We start from the raw sequence: 17,823 nt of genomic DNA on the forward strand, positions 1-17,823 counted from the left end.
TTTCACGGGGCTTTTGAATAACGAATAGTTCCCGCCAGGCAGGCTAGCAGGATCACAGCGGCGGTAACCAAAGCGGAATACATTACAGCAAATACAAGGCTCGTCATTTTCTCTCTCCAGCGAATTCGTAGTGTGAAACTTACCAGCGGAGTGCCGGCATGGAGAGAAGTATCGCAGAGAGGATTAAACAGACGCTGAAGCGAAGATAAAATTTCGTTCATCTTCGTAAAAATGAATTGTTACGCTCAAACACTGGCTGGGATGAATCAATTCAATGCTGATTAGCGCTGTTGTTCAACCGACCAGCGGGCAAAGGTGTTACCACGTTCGCTTCTTCGATGAGAGTCCGCCTGCGGATACAGGCCCGGTGGGACATCGCTGACGGCAATAGAGGCGTTGAAACGGTTGGGGTAGTATTCCATGATTTTATGGAGTGATTCATTCGCAGCGAAGCCAGCGACGGTCAGAAATAATGTGGATGATTGTTCATGGGGGATGATGCGCCCGGTATAATCACCGCCGACGTGGATGCGTGTGGAAGAGAATCCGGTTTTCAGTACACCTGATAAATCAGACTCGATCCAGGCTTTGGTCGAACCGGCTGACTGCAGCGTGCCTTCGAGGCGGCCACCTATAAATGCATGGCAGAAGTTATCTGCTCTGATATACCCGTCCGGCCTGACATCGCCGGTGATAATGATTTCTGAGAAGCCGTTCACGTCCAGAGTGGAGTACAGATTGCCGCAGACAATAATCGTGCCTCCTTCCGGAGCCGAGACTTTATGCAGACAGTCCCCTTCGATGATGACGGCCTGTTTCTCTTCAAGAAAAATGGCACCCGAGTCACCCGTCCGCTGCAGCCAGGGATTGGATGCTTTCGCGCCCCGCTGCTGCCAGTATTCCAGCGAATAAGAGAATGCCATATCCATCATCACATCCGCATGGGCAACACGAACCTGTATTTCAGTAGAGACGGGCATGGCGTGAGACGCAGATGAATTATAGGACCGTGAGAAGAAAAGTTGAAACTCTAATTATCTACTCGGAGTGTGTTTAGTTTCACTGAAGATAGTGTTCTCAGACGTCGACACATGAATGTCAGTGTAAAAAGAAGTAAAGTATTATTGAACATCAAAGGCTTTAGAAAGTGTATTTGCATCTATATCAAATATATCGCATTGAAATTGATCAGTATTATCTTTCATGATTTAACGAAACACGTAGATCATATTTATCTGCAAACTGCTTATGAACCCAGAAATAGTTGTATTGTTTGTCCTGCACACATACGAGACCACCAAAACTGTTATAAGGATCTTTGTCTTTTAAAATGGCATGAAGTTTTCGTAATAACTCTCCTTGAGCATATATTTCGCGAGCAGGTTCTAGATTAGTGTCATTATTATTAACTAGCCAATCACTTACATGAGTTCCAACATCAAGAAAACTTTCAGCAAAAGTTTTGACAAAATCCAACTGTTTCGCAAACGTCTTATCGTCTGTTTCATTCATTACGTATTTTGTAGTTGAACTAGCGATCGGAAGTACAAGGCTTAAAGTTGCTGAAAGTACTTTTAGATAAGGGGCAGACTGTCTTACCCATTCTCGAGATATTTGAATTTCGTAAACACCAAGGCGTTGATCGCCTGTCAAAACTGGTAATGGTAACCTTGAATGTTCGCACCACAATGTTAAACGAAATTTATCAGCAATCCATTTTGGTTTGTCTAGGAAATTAGGATCAACTGGTTCGAAACTAAATAAGCGCGGTCCTTCTTTAGCAGGATCTGTCAAAGTCATCATCAATGCTGCAAACTGTTCATCAGCTTGGCTGATCAGTCGTCGCAAGCTTGTACCTACTGTTTTAAATCCTGTTTCCATGCCAAGTTTAATTTCTTCCTGCCCCTGTTTTAGCTCTTTAACAGCATGGAAAAAATCTGGTCTCGGAGCAGTAGTTGTAAGTTTATCGTTAATTAAATGAAATTTTGCACACACTGGACATCGAACTTTATCTATCCCTTCTTTGATATAATCGATCATTTCATCGAGTTTTAAGAGCCCTTTACAGGATGGTTCACAGGGAACTGCAAATTGACAATTCAAACCTATCCAAAAAGGCTCAACGAGCCAACGAACTTCTTCGCAGAGTAAATGGAGAAAGCGTTCAGGATAAGCGGCTCGTACCTTAATATAGATATCACCTCCAACTTCCTCGATAAAAGCTCGACCATTTGGACCATCATCAAGGATCATCCCTGTCTTCCAGTGACGACTATTAAAGAAATTATTCCGGCCAAGTGAGTACCGATGAAGTCGTACTATTAGACGATACATCAAACCTTCTACTCTGACGGTTCTTCCAGTCTCTGCATCTACTAGACGACAGACTTGTGTCCTTTCGGTGTCACCTGGTTCTGACTCTTTTGGCCATTCCTGCTCCCAGCCTTCACTCCTTCGTCCAGGAACCAGTTGTGCAACAAGACTGCATTTGGGCGCATGTTCTTCGGGGATTACAACTCGATAAGAAAGGTCGAATCGTTCCATAAGTTTTAAGAAGACTGGGTGCAATTCGTCAGGATATCGTTCTCGAACAGGCCGATCGGAAGCATTCCAGATTTCCTTTAATCGATCATGTCGTACTAAACCATTCTGTTCCTTTACTTGCTTATCCTCTAAAACATAACTAATGGCTTTGCTCAACCATTCTGGTTTTAAAATAACAGTATTTCGTAATTCAGCATCGCCATCATAGTGTATGAGGTGTCCCAACTCATTCAGAATTGCTGCATAAGTGTTTGCGAGTTTATTTGTAACTTTAAGTTGGTTACAAGTTGATTGGAATTGTTTGAAAGTGATGTAGGGTTGTGCTTCACTCATTTCTCTGAGGCTATCCAGAACATTCTTCCAGTTGGCTGGAACAGTCCGTCCAACAGAAGGGATTTCTGCAGCTGTTTTTGCAATAGCTTTTTTAAGTTCTTCTAATCCATTTTTTTTGTGGCTATCAACATGATGGAAACTCACAATTAAGTCTCCAAATTCATCACGGAGTGATTGCTCGTCAATGTGAGCTAATCGTTCCTTAGGACCTCCGTGGGTAGCAACAACAAAAATCCTAGGGCGTTCTTCCTGTCGACTTTCGTCATAAGCTCGATGTTTGACCATCTTAATCCACTCATCTACACAGCATTGCTCAGGACCGCGACGTGGGTTCCAAACTGCCAGATAAATCGCTGGTGTAGTGAAAAATAGCTGATGCGTATGTCTGTAGATATTCTGACCACCAAAATCCCAACCATTAAAAGTTATTTTCTTTCCACTCTCATCATCTGTGAGAGTAAGTGTCTTGATATCTACCTCAACACCATGAGTAGTCTTTCTTTTTTCAATCCAAGGGTCTCCCCGTAGGGCACCGAGTAGGCTTGTTTTACCCACTTCTCCTTCGCCGATGAGAATCAATTTGGCTTCATTTAGGGTTATTTTTTCTTCGGCTTTTGCCTCTAAGTATTCTTGGATAGCCGAGAATCCAACCTTTTGTGCTGCACCTAATTCGTTATTTAGCGGATTATCACTAAGCTCTAGAGTCAATAACTTCTTATTAATCTGTACTATCGAATCTGGGAGATCTTTTAGTTCGTTTTTCTTTAGATAAATTCTCCGTAAATTTGTTAGCTCTCCAATCCAATCTGGGATTTCTTTTAGTTGGTTCTCATTGAGATTAATGGACTCTAATTTTGTAAGTTTTCTCAAACATTTGGGAAACGAGGTCAAGATATTTCCGGAAATATCAAGTTCTCTTAGTTCGTTTAATTGATCTAACCATTTCGGCAAGGATTTGAAGTTGTTTTGGGCGAGATTTAGTACTTCCAGTTTTTTTAGCTGCATTAGCCATTTTGGAAGCTGCTTAAAGTCATTGAATGATAAATTTAATTCTTGTAACTTTGGAAGTTTGAGAAGAGATACGGGTAATTCATTGAGTTTTCCTTGGCCCAGTTCATAGCTCGGATAACTTAAGTCGAGGTGATTCGACTTTGTATACCGGGCATCGGCAATCTTTTTTTCTGCCTTATAATATGAAGAATTTCGAGCCAAAATGATTTTTCCTAATGGTTGCAGCTTAATTCTTAATTATTGAGTAATTCAATATTCACAGATCATTCGCGGTGTTATTGATGTGTTCAGTTGACATAAGGTCATGCTAGTGTTGTCTGTATTAAAATACAAGCAAACTATCCACAAAGATAATATTTGTAAAAACGAAGTTATCAGAAGAATTAGAGGTTGTAGTCTTTTGAAGATGAAACAAAGACAGGAATTACATCACTGATTAGTATCTATTGAAACCAAACTCTTATTTGACTTTGGATCTGTTTTTTTCCAACTTACTATCACGGTAAAGCAATCTAAATGATTACTACTATTTGTTTGAAATTGTGGGTGATAGATATGTTCTAAGAGAGAAGTGATACCCATGCCTATGGTAGGAATCTGAGGATTTCAAAAAAAAGTGGCAGGTCCAAATTTTTATGGACCTGCCACGAGTTGCTTTCAGTTCATATTAATCTTATGGACCTAGTATCCAGGTGACTCTTTTGCTTTCTTTACCAGCGGCGGAACGAACCGTAACAGCCGCCACCATAGTATCCCCCGTAACCGCCGCGCCCTGTGCTGGCGTAGCTGGGGATGAACTGATCGAAATAAGGAGCGAGTGCGTTGCCTCCTGGGGGTGGTCGGAAGATGACGCCGCCGTCAGGAAGAGACTCAATCATAGGCGGTGTTTCCGGAACAGGCTCCAGCCCAGGCTCCGCGGGAACCTGTGAGGTGTAGGAACTCATCTGCAGTGTCGGCGTAATCTCTTTCATTGGTCTGGAGCGTTTCCAGGCGCCGTTCTGATGGATCAACCATTGACCCTCTTCGGTCTCAAACATCCAGTGACCGTCGTGGAAGTGGTAACGCGCCCGGGTCGCGTCGTCGTAATTCAGATGAGCGGTCCCTTCACGGACGATGGGATCCAGCTGGATGGTGTCACTGGCTTTAGAATCCTGTTCCGCTGCGGACAGGAGCAGGGGGCTGATAGCCAGCGCCGCTGCGATGGTGAAGACTTTCAATCCAAGGTCTCTCATTGGTATTCTCCTCTATGGTTGTTCGAGTAAACAGTCATTCTGGAACAGCGACCTCCATTATAGTCACGCTCGGATCGATCAGCGAAGAAAAAAGTGGATGAAAATAGAAATATCAGTTTGCCGCATGCGGTGTCATCGATCTTGATTCGCACCACGTCTGCGTTTAATACGTGACGATTATTATTGGATTCGCACAGCGGAAACCGCTACACTGCTTTAAAATTACGCCCATCGTCATTGCCTTAATCGGTAGTGCCATTCAATTAAAGCCAGGAGCATTTCATGATTCGTCTGCTACTGTTTGCGATTGTGTTTGTACTGACCACTGCGGTTCAAGCGGAAGATTCGACGGAATACGATGTCAGCCTGTTCGCTTTTGACGACCAGAGCATCCCGTGGAAGTCGAACCTCAAGTTGACGATGACGCCGCCGAAGAAGCATCCGGACAATCCGCTGATCCCCATCGGTAAAAAGGGAGCCTGCGATGCAGGGGGCGTTCAGTTTTACGGTTCGATGATTGAACACGAGGGAAAATATAAACTCTGGTACGTTGCTCTGGACGATACCGTATTCAAGCGGGCGTACCAAGGCCTGCGTGTCGCCTATGCAGAGAGTGACGATGGCATTCACTGGACCAAACCGAATCTCGGGCTGGTCGAATATCGAGGCAATACCAACAATAATCTGGTCGCCGTCGATCCTCCGGAAGCCTGCACGATCCACATGATCGTGCTCCACGAAGCGGACGAGCCCGATCCCACGCGTCGCTTCAAGATGATGATGAATGTGCAGACCCGTCTGGCCGCACGGAAGAAAAACGTCGCGACCTCGGTCGCTTTTTTCAGTGCAGACGGACTGCGCTGGCGGGCTGCCACCAAGATGGAGTTCGAGAACGGCCAGATCAAAGATGAATACCGCACACTGCCGCCCGTGCATTTCGAACAGGGTGGGCTGTTTCGCTGGAAGGGTATGTACCACCTCGCCGGTCAACAGATTACTCCCTGGGTGTATCAGGCCGATGGCAAAGTGGCGGGGCGGGTGATGACGACGTATCGCTCGCCGGATCTGATTCACTGGCAGGAAGCGCCCGCATTCGGTTTCATGCGCGGCACCGCAATTGGCATTCCCGGCAAGCCCGCTGAAGATGAGGAAGCACATTTACCTTCATCGGTGTGGCATCGCAACAATGTGCTGCTCGGCGTTTACGGGATCTGGCGGGGCGCTGCCGAGTGGAAAGATCGCATCATCGATCTTGGCCTCAATATCAGCAACGATGGCATTCACTTCCGCGAACCGATCCGCGACTACGTGCTGATTAAAGCCGGTCAAGTTGGCGAGTGGGACGTAGGCGGCCTGCTCCAGGGACAGGGCTTCGCTCATGTCGGCGACGAGACCTATATTTACTACGGTGCCTGGGATCTGACGGTAGCCCCGAAGTTTCCGCCACGTGGCGGCGTGGGAGTGGTCACGATGCGACGTGACGGCTTCGGTTATCTGTCGCGAATCGACGAAAGTGCCGCTGCGGTATTTGACACGATGACCATTCACCCACAGCAGAACGGCGTCCGACTGATCGCGAATATTGACCAGGCCAATATCGGATCCCCGCCGCGCGTTGAGCTGATTGATAACCGGGGCAAATCCATCGCCGGTTATTCCGGCAAGGACGCTGCCAGGCTCACTCACAACGGCACGCGTCAGGCGATCGTCTGGCCGGCCACAAACAGCGACGATATTGCGGTCACCGAACCATTCTCAATTCGGGTTACACTCGACAACGACAGCAGCGCACACATCTACGCGCTTTATGTTGATCAGCAATGAACCGGGCAGTGATTGAAACGGTGTGATACGGTTCTATTCAACAATTCAAATGTGAGAGAGACTTAGTTTTCAGCAGGCTTTCGTTGCAGCTGCGGATGTGTGGCCAGCAAAAAGGCGGCGGCGGAGGCGGTCCAGACGGAGAAGGAGAGGGGGCCTTCGGGTCCGGTGCCGAAGGTCATGCACAAGGCGAATGTCAAAAGTAACAGACTGCTGGCGAAGGCAACGTAGCGTAACTGAAAGCCGATCAGCAGACCGATGGCCAGCAGGACTTCCAGGATGGTAGCGGCCCAGGCAAACGGCAGGACCAGTGGTTCGGGCAGGAACCAGAGCAGCAGGCCGGTAAAGTCGACGAACGGGGAAAAGCTGCCCCAGGAAACTTCCCCGGTGCCGGCTGCGCCCCACAAGCCAAAGCGATCGGCGACGGCGGAAAGGAACGAGGCTGCCAGAGCCAGGCGGACAAAATAGAGGGCAATACGGGTGAGACGTTCAGGACGCGTGGAAGGGGGATTCACGGTGTTGCTTTCTGTAGATCAATCACAAGTTTCGTGTTTTTCGTGGTAGTTCATTTCCTGACATCAGCCATCAAGAGATTGGCTTAGTTGATAGCGACTTCGTAGCACAACCGGGGCAAAGGCCCTGCGGCTAATGAGTGTGTGCGACGGTTTAATTTATGACGCTTTTTTATTTGGGTTCAGGGATCACCAGTTGTTTTGCATCGGAGGGATGCACCATGGTGACGATGAAGCGGGTTCGTTTTTCAGGATCGGGGTTGCGGCCGATGCGGTGCAGGATCATGGCGGGTTCGAAAAACGTGTCGCCGGCTTTGAAGGTCTGCAGAGGACCATCGCCGACCTGAAATTCGAACGTGCCTTCGATGATGTAGCCGGAGACGGAACCGGGGTGCCGATGCGGCGGGCTGCCTGCGAGAGGATCGAGGGTGACTTCCAGCATCGTGGCCGTCATACTTTTGCCGTTCTGTTGCAGTTTGAGTTCATCCGCACGCAGCACTTTGACGTGGACTTTCGGTTCTGCTGCGCCTGCTGCAAACGTGAATGCAGCAAGGCAGCAGACGCTGATGAAGAACAGGGTAGCTGATGAGACGCTGTTTAATTTCACAGTAGAATTCCCAGGCTAGTATCCGTAAATTTTTTCTGACAGAATTTCAGGCATGAGCCAGTTCGTTGCGCTTGGCGCGGAGGAGCTGGTCTATGAAGCCGTGATCGGTGTGGAAGGCAATGCCCAGTCGATTCCAGGTGTTGATCATGCCGACGGCAAGTGTGAGTTCACTGATGCCGGCTTCGCCCCAGGCGTCGAGTGTGGCCTGGTACAGATCATCGTTGACGTAGCGGGTGTCGGAGATTTTGGTCAGGGTTTCGGCCCAGCGAAAGGCGGCTTTTTCCTGTGCGGTGAAACAGGGGGCTTCTTCCCAGACGGCGGCCTGGTTGATGCGTTCGGGAGTTTCTTCCAGCAGGCCGAGGACCTGGGTGTGATAGTTCACACAGAAGGAGCAGCCGTTGATCTGTGAGATCCGCAGGCGGATCAGTTCCAGGAGTTTCGGGCCGAGCGTGGTCTGCTCGAGCAGTTCTTCGATGGCCATCAGGTGCTGGGCGGCTTTGCCGACATGTTTGTAATAATTGACGCGGGTTCCGGACATTTCATTGTCTCCTTATCTGCAAATGTGTGGGAATGAGCTGCTTGTGATGCTCTGATTATACCAGTACGATGGACCCGTTAAAGAACCACTTTGGGTTAATCAGTTGGGGCCACTTTTCATGAGCCGACGTGCTAAAGAACGATTCGAATTTGAAGCGATTTTTATTGAGAAATCGGCGAATCAGAGTCAGTATCAGCAGTTAGAGGATCAGATTCGCGAAGGGATTTCCAGCGGGATGCTGACGCCAGGCTCGCGGGTCCCCTCCAGTCGCAAGTTATCGCAGATGCTGGGGATTTCGCGGAATACGGTGCTCGCCGCGTATGAGCAGTTGATTTCGGAAGGTTACCTGGAATCGGAAACCGGTTCGGGAACGCGGGTCGTGCAGTTTCCGCCTGAGGCGTTTGAGTTTGGCAATGCAAAACGGACGCAAACGTCGGAGAATAATTTCAAAGCGTCTTTGTCGGCATCGGGAAAACTGCTCGATGAGTACGCCAGCTGGATGCCGGAATTTGCTGCCCAGGCGGAGCCGTTCCGACCGCATCTGCCTGCGGTGAAAGAGTTCCCGCGGGCAGCGTGGAATCGTCTGGCGAATGAACAGGCCCGCTGGTCGATGCGGCATCTGGAACAGTGTGATGCCCAGGGGTATGAACCGTTGCGGTCCGCGGTTGCTGAGTACATGGGAGTCTCGCGGGGTGTTTCCTGCAGCAAAGAGCAGGTGATCATCACATCGGGAGCGCAGCAGGGATTGCACCTGGTGACGCAGGTACTGCTGGAGCCACGGGATGAGATCTGGGTGGAGGAACCGGGCAACGCGCCCGCCAACCAGTTACTGGAACTGCTGGGATTTAACATCACTCCGGTGCCCGTGGACCGGGAAGGGATCGACCTGGCACGGGTGCCCGCGCGGAAGAAGTCTCCGAAGCTGATGTATGTGACGCCGGGCGGACAGTGGCCAATGGCGATGACGATGAGCCTGAATCGCAGGCTGGAATTGCTGGCGGAAGCGGAACGGCAGCAGAGCTGGATTATCGAGGATGACTATAATGGCGAGTTCCGGTACATGGGGCGCCCGCATCCAGCGCTAAGCAGTCTGGATCAGCGCGGCAGAACGATTTATATGGGCTCTTTCAGCAAGCTGCTGTTTCCGGCGATCCGGCTGGGGTTCCTGATTGTGCCTGAACAGATCGCAGGTGCTTTTGCGTACGCCCGCTGGCTGAACGATCGGTTCTCTCCACCGTTGATGCAGATGGTGCTGCATCGATTTATCGAATCGGGTCAGTTCCTGAAACACATTCGCCAGATGCGATCGTTGTACCATACGCGTCAGACCTGCCTGTATGACGCATTAAAGAGCGAGTTTGGGGATCAGCTTGACCTGGAACTGCCCGAATCGGGCATGCATCTGGTCGTGCAGGGGAAGACGGCGAAACAGGACCGGGCCCTGATGGACGCGGCACAGCGGGCCGGTGTGGAATTTCATCCGGTGCACATCTATGCCCGGGAACCGAAACAGGCCCGCGGGCTGATCCTGGGCTTCGCGGCTTTTGATGAGAAGTCGATCAGAAAAGCGGTCCGCGCGTGGGCGGCGGCGTTCAAGTGATTAATCCTACTGATATTCGCGAATGATGTCGATCACCCGCTGCGGTGACTTCAGTCCGCGAACGTCGATCTCCATGTCATCCTGGCCGGAGCTGGAGATTGCTATGTGTCCGACGCCAACCAGGCGATCGAAGAAACTCTGATCCACCTGCATGTTGCGAACGTCATCGTGCTGCACTTCGCTCGTTTGTTTGGAAAAGATGCCCTGAGTGTAGATTGTTCGTTTTGAAGTCACGGTCACGGATCGGAACCGGGTCTGAAGCCACCAGTACGACAGAATTAAGCCCCCTGCTAAGGCGAGAATCAATCCGGAATACAACTGGATCAACTCGTCGCGACCCATCACTGCCCCGACAATACCCCCGATGATAACCAGCAGACACCCAAGAAACGAGAACGGATGATTACCGAATATCGCCGGGTGCACGGTGAAGAGTTCCTGCTCAGCCTGAGACACCGAGGTATCCCGATGATGGGCCCGCGCCGCGACCACCTTTGGATCGTCGTCGCGAAGCAGGTGACCGGCGGGGGCATCAATCTTGAAGACCTGACCACAATTGTCATTCACACAGGTGACGAGCTCGCCAATCGCAGTGGGATCGACTGTATTGGCCGCTCCACAGTGGGGGCATTCATAGGCGAGAGTTCGCGTTGCATGGCTGGTATGTGTTTCGGAATCAGTCATCTGTAAATCCCCTGCAGTTGCTATGAACGGGGCCGCCCATGCGGCCTTGTGGAGTTTCACTTCAACATGATGCGAATATCGTTCCACCCGAGCGGGATTCGTGGGGCGATGGCTGATTGCTCCCCAGGTGAAGATGTTTTGCTGGCAGGATCGGTCGGCCGGCGATCACTGTGGTCGTTCGAGTGCCAGTGATCGTCGGTTGAAAATCCTGATATATGAACCGGGGACTGACGGTGAAGAGTCGTCGAAAGCTTGAACTCGTGGCTTCGTTTCTGGAAGGCCCGGCGTTTGTGAGGCTGGCAATACGTGATTGAACGTGAGCCGCATGAGTCGTTTAACGCAGTTCATGCAGATTAATTGATACCAACGAAACTATGCGAATTGAAAACAAATGGGGGCTCCGGATATGATTCCTGGCTTACTTCTTTTTTTCTTTCGTGTGGTTTCGTGTTTTTCGTGGTAGCTAATTTTCTTGCTTCAGTCGTCAAGAGGCAGGTGTGGTTGATGACAATTTCGTAGTACAACCGGGGCTAATGATGAATGTTTTCGGTTAATAATGCTGCTCTTCGCAATCTTTATTTCATTTGATCGGTTTCATCACGCGGTGAGAAACTTGCTATTATTTTTTTAGAAAACCATTCCACTCGAAAAGAAAACAGAATGAATATCAAAGAAGAAAGCAGAATACAAAAGAATAAGAAAATCACGACAAATTCTAAACGTTCCCACAGATGAGACAGATCAGGCCAGATGTGAATTATTATGAGGTCCAATCCAAAAACACTTAAAATGAGCAACACACTCGAGAGCCAGGAGAGCAATGCAATAAATAATATTTCACCTTTGAGTCGTAACCGCGAATTTCGGTACGCCATAAATAGCCAGATCGCACCGGACATCACACAGAATAAAGTAATAAATAATGCGCTGAGCATCTCAAGCACCTGTTTGTATTAAGAAAAAACATCTGCAAAACCGTCAGTTTAAACCAGTCTCACCCGGTATTTGAATCAACGAATCGAATCCCCTCCTGGATCAAGTGAATAATTGTTTCAATCACCTTTTTCCTAATCTTACTACATTGATGGTTTCTGGTTCTGCATAGCTTTCCAAATTTGAAACTGATTTAACATTCAGTGAGCTTTCACTGACAGCTTTCTGCTCACTTTGCCTGGTCCGGATGTGCATCCGGGCTCACCCTTTTATTACTTTCGTGTGGTTTCGTGTTTTTCGTGGTAGTTCCTTTTCTGGCTTCAGCCATACAGAGGTCGGTTCGGTTGATGACAAGTTCGTAACACAACCGGGGCTGATGCCCTGCGGCTAATCTGTTCTATTGTGAATTGTGTAGAACTTACTAAGCCGGCTGTTTCTTCTTCAGTGGTTCGGGAATTTCATCTGCGGGGGTGGGGGTGCTTCTTTTATAATGACCTTTGTACTCTGAAATGAGCTGGTTGTGACAGTCACTGTTGGGCGAGCCAACAGTGCCACCCGATCAAGCCAACAGTGCCACTCGATGGCTGATTATTTTCTACCACGAAAAATACGAAACTTCGCGAAAAAGGAATGAGTTGGATGTCAGGTTCTGGGTGTCGTGGGTCACTTTTCAATAATGCTTTCGCCTGGATGATCGGGACATGCGGGGTTTCTTATCTGGCTGGTTTTGTATTTCGTTTTGAATCGGTGATCGGAAATTGGGTTTCCCGTTCGAGGATGAATCTTATGCAAGGGCGCGGGGGGAGCAAGTGGAAATTCGGAACGATGTGGCGATACAGGTTGATCCGGGGACGATGGATTGCGATGTTGAAGCGGTGCCGGGGCGAGGGGACTGCGATGTGCGGCGACCCACACGAGCACTTTCGGAACCTCTGTGGTTACAGGCAGTGCAAATCTGGAAAAAACGGGCTGTTTTATAGTGAAGAAGCGGAACAAGCGACGCGTGTTTCAGTGCACTGTAAACTGGTCACGCGCGCGACACGTTTTAGCGTTTATCTCTGCTGGCTCGGTGGAGTCAAGATGAGTTTATGCAGGAAGAAACAGATGAAAGGGAGACAGAGCAGCAGTACTGCGATTTGTGAAGCAGGTCGGAAGTCTGGTTCCGGTCCTGCCAAAACTGCCAGCTTACTTGATTCAACCGGGCAGTCTGGTACAGTGAAGTCTCAACCAATTCGTCCGCGTGCTCAGACGATGATTTATGAATCTCAACCAGGAGCAGTTTTCGTGAAACGTTTTCCCCGGTTCGTCATGGTGCAGACTCTGGTCTGGTGTTGTCTGGTCGTCTGTCTCTGTCTGAATGCGGTCTCTGTGAAAGCCGCTCCCGCGCAGCCTAACATCGTTGTGGTGCTGGTAGACGATCTGCGCTGGGACGAACTGGGCTGCATGGGACATCCGTTTGTGCGGACGCCACACATCGATCGGATCTCCCGCGAAGGGGCCCGGTTCCGCAATGCCTTCTGTTCCACGCCTCTCTGTTCTCCCGTGCGGGCCTGTCTGCTGACGGGACGCTACACGCACAATCATGGAATTTTCGATAACATCAACCGCAGCGAACACAGCCATACGCTGAAGACGTTTCCACAGGAACTTCAAAAAGCAGGTTACGCGACTGCGTATGTCGGAAAATGGCATATGGGGAATGACGATACCGCCCGCCCCGGTTTCGATTACTGGGTGAGTATGAAGGGGCAGGGGACTTCGTTTGATCCAACGTTGAACGTTAACGGCGAGCGGATTCAGTTTACCGGGCATACGACGGATGCTTTGAATCAGAAGGTGAATGAGTTCGTCGCAGCACAGAAAGAGAAGCCGTTCTGTATTTACATCGCGCACAAGGCGCTGCATCCGGAACTGACGCAGCGCGACGATGGGAGTATTACCGATCCGTCCGCAGCGAAGTTCATGCCGGCTAAACGACACGAAAAACTATACAGCGATGATGCGATTCCGCGTCGTCTGAACGTGGTGGATACGCTCGAAGGAAAACGGGCGTTGAAACGAAGTGTGCCGGGACTGCCGCCGTTGAGTCAGAAGACGGGGACCGATGATGAAGTGATCCGTGATCGTCTGCGGATGCTGGCCGGCATTGATGAAGGGCTGGGTTCGTTGTGTGATCTGTTAGAGTCGCAGGGAAAACTTGACGACACGGTCATTGTCTTCACCAGCGATCATGGTTACTGGTACGGCGAACATGGTTTGAGTGTGGAGCGACGGCTGCCTTACGAAGAGGGGATTCGGGTGCCTCTGCTGGTGCGTTATCCCCCTGTTATCAAAGCGGGGACTGTGATTGATGAATTTGCTGTGAGTGTGGACCTGGCACCCACGATGCTGGATCTGGCGCATGTCAAAACCGATCAGAAGTATGATGGTCGCAGCCTGGTGCCTTTGCTCAAAGGAGAACATCCGGCGGACTGGCGGCAGTCGTTTCTGGTGGAGTACAACAGTGACACCGTGTTTCCGCGACTGGTCAAAATGGGATACACGGCGGTACGCACGCCACGCTGGAAATACATTCAATACAACGAACTGGAGGGGATGGACGAACTCTACGATGTGCAGCATGATCCTTATGAAATGAAGAACCTGATCAACGATCCGGCTGAGAAAGAGACTATCAAAAAGATGCAGGCAGAGCTGAAACAACTGATGCAGGACTGAACGTTCACGCGTTGCAGACAGGTACTTGCATCAGCGGATACTGATTTAAAGAAAATGGATCAGAATCGGGATCGGATGCTTCAACTTGCTGTGATTCCTGCTTTATAATGCAGAAAATATATTATTTAGGGATGTTTAATATTATCCCGTTCCCCGCCTCCTGAGCCTTCAACAGGATTGATTCATGCCTTCTTATGTACCTGCCTCACGATTTCGTATTTCTGTGTTCGCCTTCGTTCTCATATCGGTTTTGCTGACCGGGCTGACGCTGACCGTGCAGTCGGCTGATAAAACGGAGAGCAAACCCAAGGTCGATTATTCAGCTGAGATGCCTCGGATTCTGCCACGCACTCCGGAAGAGGCGTTGAAGTCGTTCAAGATCCATCCTGATTTTGAGATTCAACTGGTGGCGGCAGAGCCTCTGGTTCGCGATCCCGTCGCGATGTGCTTTGATGCCCGCGGTCGTGCGTATGTAGTCGAAATGCCGGAATACAACGATGCGAACAAGGAAGGTTACAGCTCGGTCAAACTGCTGGAAGATACTGACGGCGATGGTCAGTTCGACAAGAGTTATCCGTTTCTGTCTGACATGACACTGCCGACCGCTGTCTTCAGTTATAAGGGGGGCGTCTTTGTCGGGGCACCGCCTTACGTGTATTACTGTAAAGACACCGACGGAGATCGGATTGCTGATGTTCGCGAAGTGGTGATGACCGGATTTGGTCGCGACAAAGGCGATGAAGGAATGATCAATTCCTTCCGCTGGGGGCTGGATAACAAAATTCATTTCTCCACAGGCATCGATGGCGGGAATGTGACGCTCGCCGCCGACAAAGAGAAGAAGGTTTACAACACCAAAGGGCGCGGCGTGATTCTGGATCCGGAAACGCGCACGATTGAACTGACGACCGGAGGCGGACAGCATGGCATGAGCCTGGGGAACTGGAATCGTGAGTTTGTCTGCGCCAACAGTATCCCGATGCAGGTGCTGATGTACGATGACCGGTATATCGCCCGCAATCCTTACCTGGCTCCGCCGGCTGCTCCGGTTTCGATTGCCCCCGGTGGAAAATTCACGAAGCTGTTGCGCATCAGTCAGGTTGAACCGTGGCGCGTGCTGCGGTCTCGCATTCGTGCAGCGAGTGAGCGGGGGGATTACGAAAAGGGTCAGCCTTCCGGTTTCTTCACTGCAGCGACGGGGATTACCGTTTATCGTGGCGGTGCCTGGCCTGCAGAATATCAGGGGAATCTATTTGTCGGCGAGCCGGCAAATAATCTTGTGTATCGTGCTGCTCCCAAGCCGGACGGACTGTCGCTGGTGGCGCCGCGTGCTGACCAGGATGCGGAGTTTCTGGCTTCGACGGATGTCTGGTTCCGACCGGTTCAATTTGAAAATGGGCCGGAAGGTGCTCTGTATGTATTAGACATGTATCGCGAATTAATCGAAGGGGCGCCGTTCATTCCGGAAGAAGTGATCAAGCATCTGGATCCAGTTGGCGGACAGGACAAAGGGCGGATTTATCGCATCGTTCCCAAAGGATTTCAGCAGCCTGAATTGGCCGAACTGACAAAATTGAGTTCACAGGAACTGGTAGCGTTACTCGAAAGTGATAACGGCTGGACACGCGATACCGCGCAGCGACTGTTGTACGAGCGTCAGGATACTTCGGTTGCCAGCGAACTGAAGCAGTTGGCGGCAGGTTCTTCAAAACCAATCACCCGGGCGACGGCACTCTGGTCGCTGCAGGCTTTGAAATCGCTCGATGCTGCGATGTTGCTGAAAGGGCTGCAGGATGAAAGTTTCCAGGTTCGCAAGCAGTCATTGAAAATCGCCGAACAGTATGCGGACGCGAAAGCGATTCAGCAGCAGATGATTGCATTGGCGAAAGATCCTTCGCTGGAAGTACAGTATCAGGCGGCATTCTCGCTGGGAGCATTTGAATCGTTGGCGCGCAATCAGGCGCTGGCGGATCTGCTGGAGCGACGCGCCTCCAATCAGTGGATGCGGATGGCGGTGCAGAGTTCGCTGGATCAGGGGGCCGGCGAAGTCTTCGAAATTCTGATTAAAGATGCAGAGGCATTGAAAGAGAAACAGATTGAGCAGTTTCTCGTCGCATTAGCCGTGCAGATTGGAGCCCAGCAGGAAGCGGGGAATGTGAAACGGGTGCTGACTTCACTCGCATCACTGCCGACTTCCGATCAGAAGCTGGCGGAGGTTCTGTTTCGCAATCTGCTGTCTCGTGCTTCCAATGAGACCAAGCAGGTCGTGGCGAAATCTGAGAGTGATCAAATCAAGAAGCTGCTGACAGGGATGATGCAGACAGCGATTGCCCAGGCGACGAATGACAAGGCTGCGGTGAAAGCACGTGTGGAGGCGATTCCGACATTGAGTATTGGACCCTTCGATGAAACGCAGGAGGTGTTTGAAGAATTGCTGTCGGTGCAGCAGCCTCTGCCGGTTCGCCAGAAAGCGATCACGGCGCTGGGTCTGGTCAACGATGACCGTGTCGCGGAACTGCTGATTGAAGCCTGGCCTGGGTTGAGTCCGCAATTGCGGATGAGTGCCGTTGAGACGCTGTTTTCCCGTAAACCCTGGCTGGTCAGTCTGCTGGATGCGGTGAAAGCGGGAGACATCAATCCCGGTGATATTGGTCCGGAGCGGGTGCAGTTGCTGAAAACGAATCAGGATCCAGCCGTCAAAAAGCTGGCGGAATCGCTGTTTCATAATGAACGTCTCACCGGACGTTCTGATGTGATCAAAGAGTATCAGTCTGCATTGAAACTCAAGGGGAATGCCGCCAGCGGGAAAGAGGTCTTCAAGAAATCCTGCTCGGCCTGCCATCGTCTGGAAAATGTGGGCATCCAACTGGGAGCCGACCTGAAAGCGATTAAGGACCGGGGAACGGAAGCGGTGCTGCTGAATATTCTCGATCCCAACCGCGAGGTGAAGCCACAATATGTCACGTATCTGCTGGTGACGACGCAGGGGAGGACAATCACCGGTCTGATCAAGGAAGAGAATGCCAACAGTATCACGATTGCCCGGGCGGATGGCACGAGCGATACGGTGCTGCGGATCGACATTGATGAGCTGATCAGCTCGCGTCTGTCATTCATGCCGGAAGGACTGGAAAAGCAGATCAACAAACAGGAAATGGCGGATCTGCTCGCCTATTTGAATTCGATCAAATAGCTGCGGACGGTTTCCGTTTGGCACGAATGGCTGAAAGTCGGTCCGGTTTTGGATAAGATATAGAAAAACCGAAAATCGACTTTCTGCGCTGAAAGGT

11 protein-coding genes are annotated in these 17,823 nt (G+C 50.3%); 4 read left to right on the forward strand and 7 right to left on the reverse strand.

Annotation, left to right across the window (positions count from 1 at the left end):
• Positions 1-281 precede the first annotated feature (281 nt).
• From ACN0YN_RS24500 to ACN0YN_RS24510, 3 genes are all read right to left on the reverse strand, one after another.
• Positions 282-980: a hypothetical protein gene (locus tag ACN0YN_RS24500; protein WP_417387664.1), complete on the reverse strand. Its 699-nt coding sequence runs from the start codon at positions 978-980 to the stop codon at positions 282-284.
• Between the two features lie 214 nt (positions 981-1,194).
• Entirely contained in the window at positions 1,195-4,089 is a 2,895-nt protein-coding gene (locus ACN0YN_RS24505) for a COR domain-containing protein (RefSeq protein WP_417387665.1), read from the reverse strand.
• A 509-nt stretch (positions 4,090-4,598) separates the two neighbouring features.
• Positions 4,599-5,120 (reverse strand): hypothetical protein, encoded by a 522-nt coding sequence (locus ACN0YN_RS24510; RefSeq protein WP_417387666.1) that lies wholly within the window; start codon positions 5,118-5,120, stop codon positions 4,599-4,601.
• A gap of 282 nt (positions 5,121-5,402) precedes the next feature.
• On the opposite strand from ACN0YN_RS24510, the gene ACN0YN_RS24515 reads away from it, so the two are divergent.
• Complete coding sequence (locus ACN0YN_RS24515; RefSeq protein ID WP_417387667.1) at positions 5,403-6,944, forward strand: hypothetical protein; 1,542 nt, start codon at positions 5,403-5,405, stop codon at positions 6,942-6,944.
• A 62-nt stretch (positions 6,945-7,006) separates the two neighbouring features.
• Here the strand turns inward: ACN0YN_RS24515 and ACN0YN_RS24520 are convergent, their stop codons facing one another.
• The 3 genes from ACN0YN_RS24520 to ACN0YN_RS24530 form a co-directional block, all read right to left on the reverse strand.
• Entirely contained in the window at positions 7,007-7,456 is a 450-nt protein-coding gene (locus ACN0YN_RS24520) for a DoxX family protein (protein ID WP_417387668.1), read from the reverse strand.
• A gap of 169 nt (positions 7,457-7,625) precedes the next feature.
• Positions 7,626-8,060, reverse strand: coding sequence for a cupin domain-containing protein (locus ACN0YN_RS24525; protein ID WP_417387669.1), 435 nt, complete (start codon positions 8,058-8,060; stop codon positions 7,626-7,628).
• Between the two features lie 46 nt (positions 8,061-8,106).
• Positions 8,107-8,598 carry a carboxymuconolactone decarboxylase family protein gene (locus ACN0YN_RS24530; protein WP_417375423.1) on the reverse strand — a complete coding sequence of 164 codons (492 nt, stop codon included), beginning with the start codon at positions 8,596-8,598 and terminating at the stop codon, positions 8,107-8,109.
• 118 nt (positions 8,599-8,716) lie between these two features.
• Between ACN0YN_RS24530 and ACN0YN_RS24535 the strand changes: the two genes are divergently transcribed.
• Positions 8,717-10,198 carry a PLP-dependent aminotransferase family protein gene (locus ACN0YN_RS24535; protein ID WP_417387670.1) on the forward strand — a complete coding sequence of 494 codons (1,482 nt, stop codon included), beginning with the start codon at positions 8,717-8,719 and terminating at the stop codon, positions 10,196-10,198.
• Between the two features lie 6 nt (positions 10,199-10,204).
• Here ACN0YN_RS24535 and ACN0YN_RS24540 read toward each other — a convergent pair whose 3' ends face one another.
• Entirely contained in the window at positions 10,205-10,882 is a 678-nt protein-coding gene (locus ACN0YN_RS24540) for a PH domain-containing protein (protein WP_417387671.1), read from the reverse strand.
• A 2,037-nt stretch (positions 10,883-12,919) separates the two neighbouring features.
• On the opposite strand from ACN0YN_RS24540, the gene ACN0YN_RS24545 reads away from it, so the two are divergent.
• Together ACN0YN_RS24545 and ACN0YN_RS24550 are read left to right on the forward strand one after the other, a co-directional pair.
• Positions 12,920-14,533 (forward strand): sulfatase, encoded by a 1,614-nt coding sequence (locus ACN0YN_RS24545; RefSeq protein ID WP_417387672.1) that lies wholly within the window; start codon positions 12,920-12,922, stop codon positions 14,531-14,533.
• 184 nt (positions 14,534-14,717) lie between these two features.
• A complete protein-coding gene (locus tag ACN0YN_RS24550) occupies positions 14,718-17,726 on the forward strand; it encodes a PVC-type heme-binding CxxCH protein (protein WP_417387673.1) in 3,009 nt (1,002 codons plus the stop codon).
• The last annotated feature ends 97 nt before the right edge of the window (positions 17,727-17,823 follow it).

Origin of the sequence: Gimesia sp. (genome assembly GCF_048260065.1) — a bacterium.
GTDB lineage: Bacteria > Planctomycetota > Planctomycetia > Planctomycetales > Planctomycetaceae > Gimesia.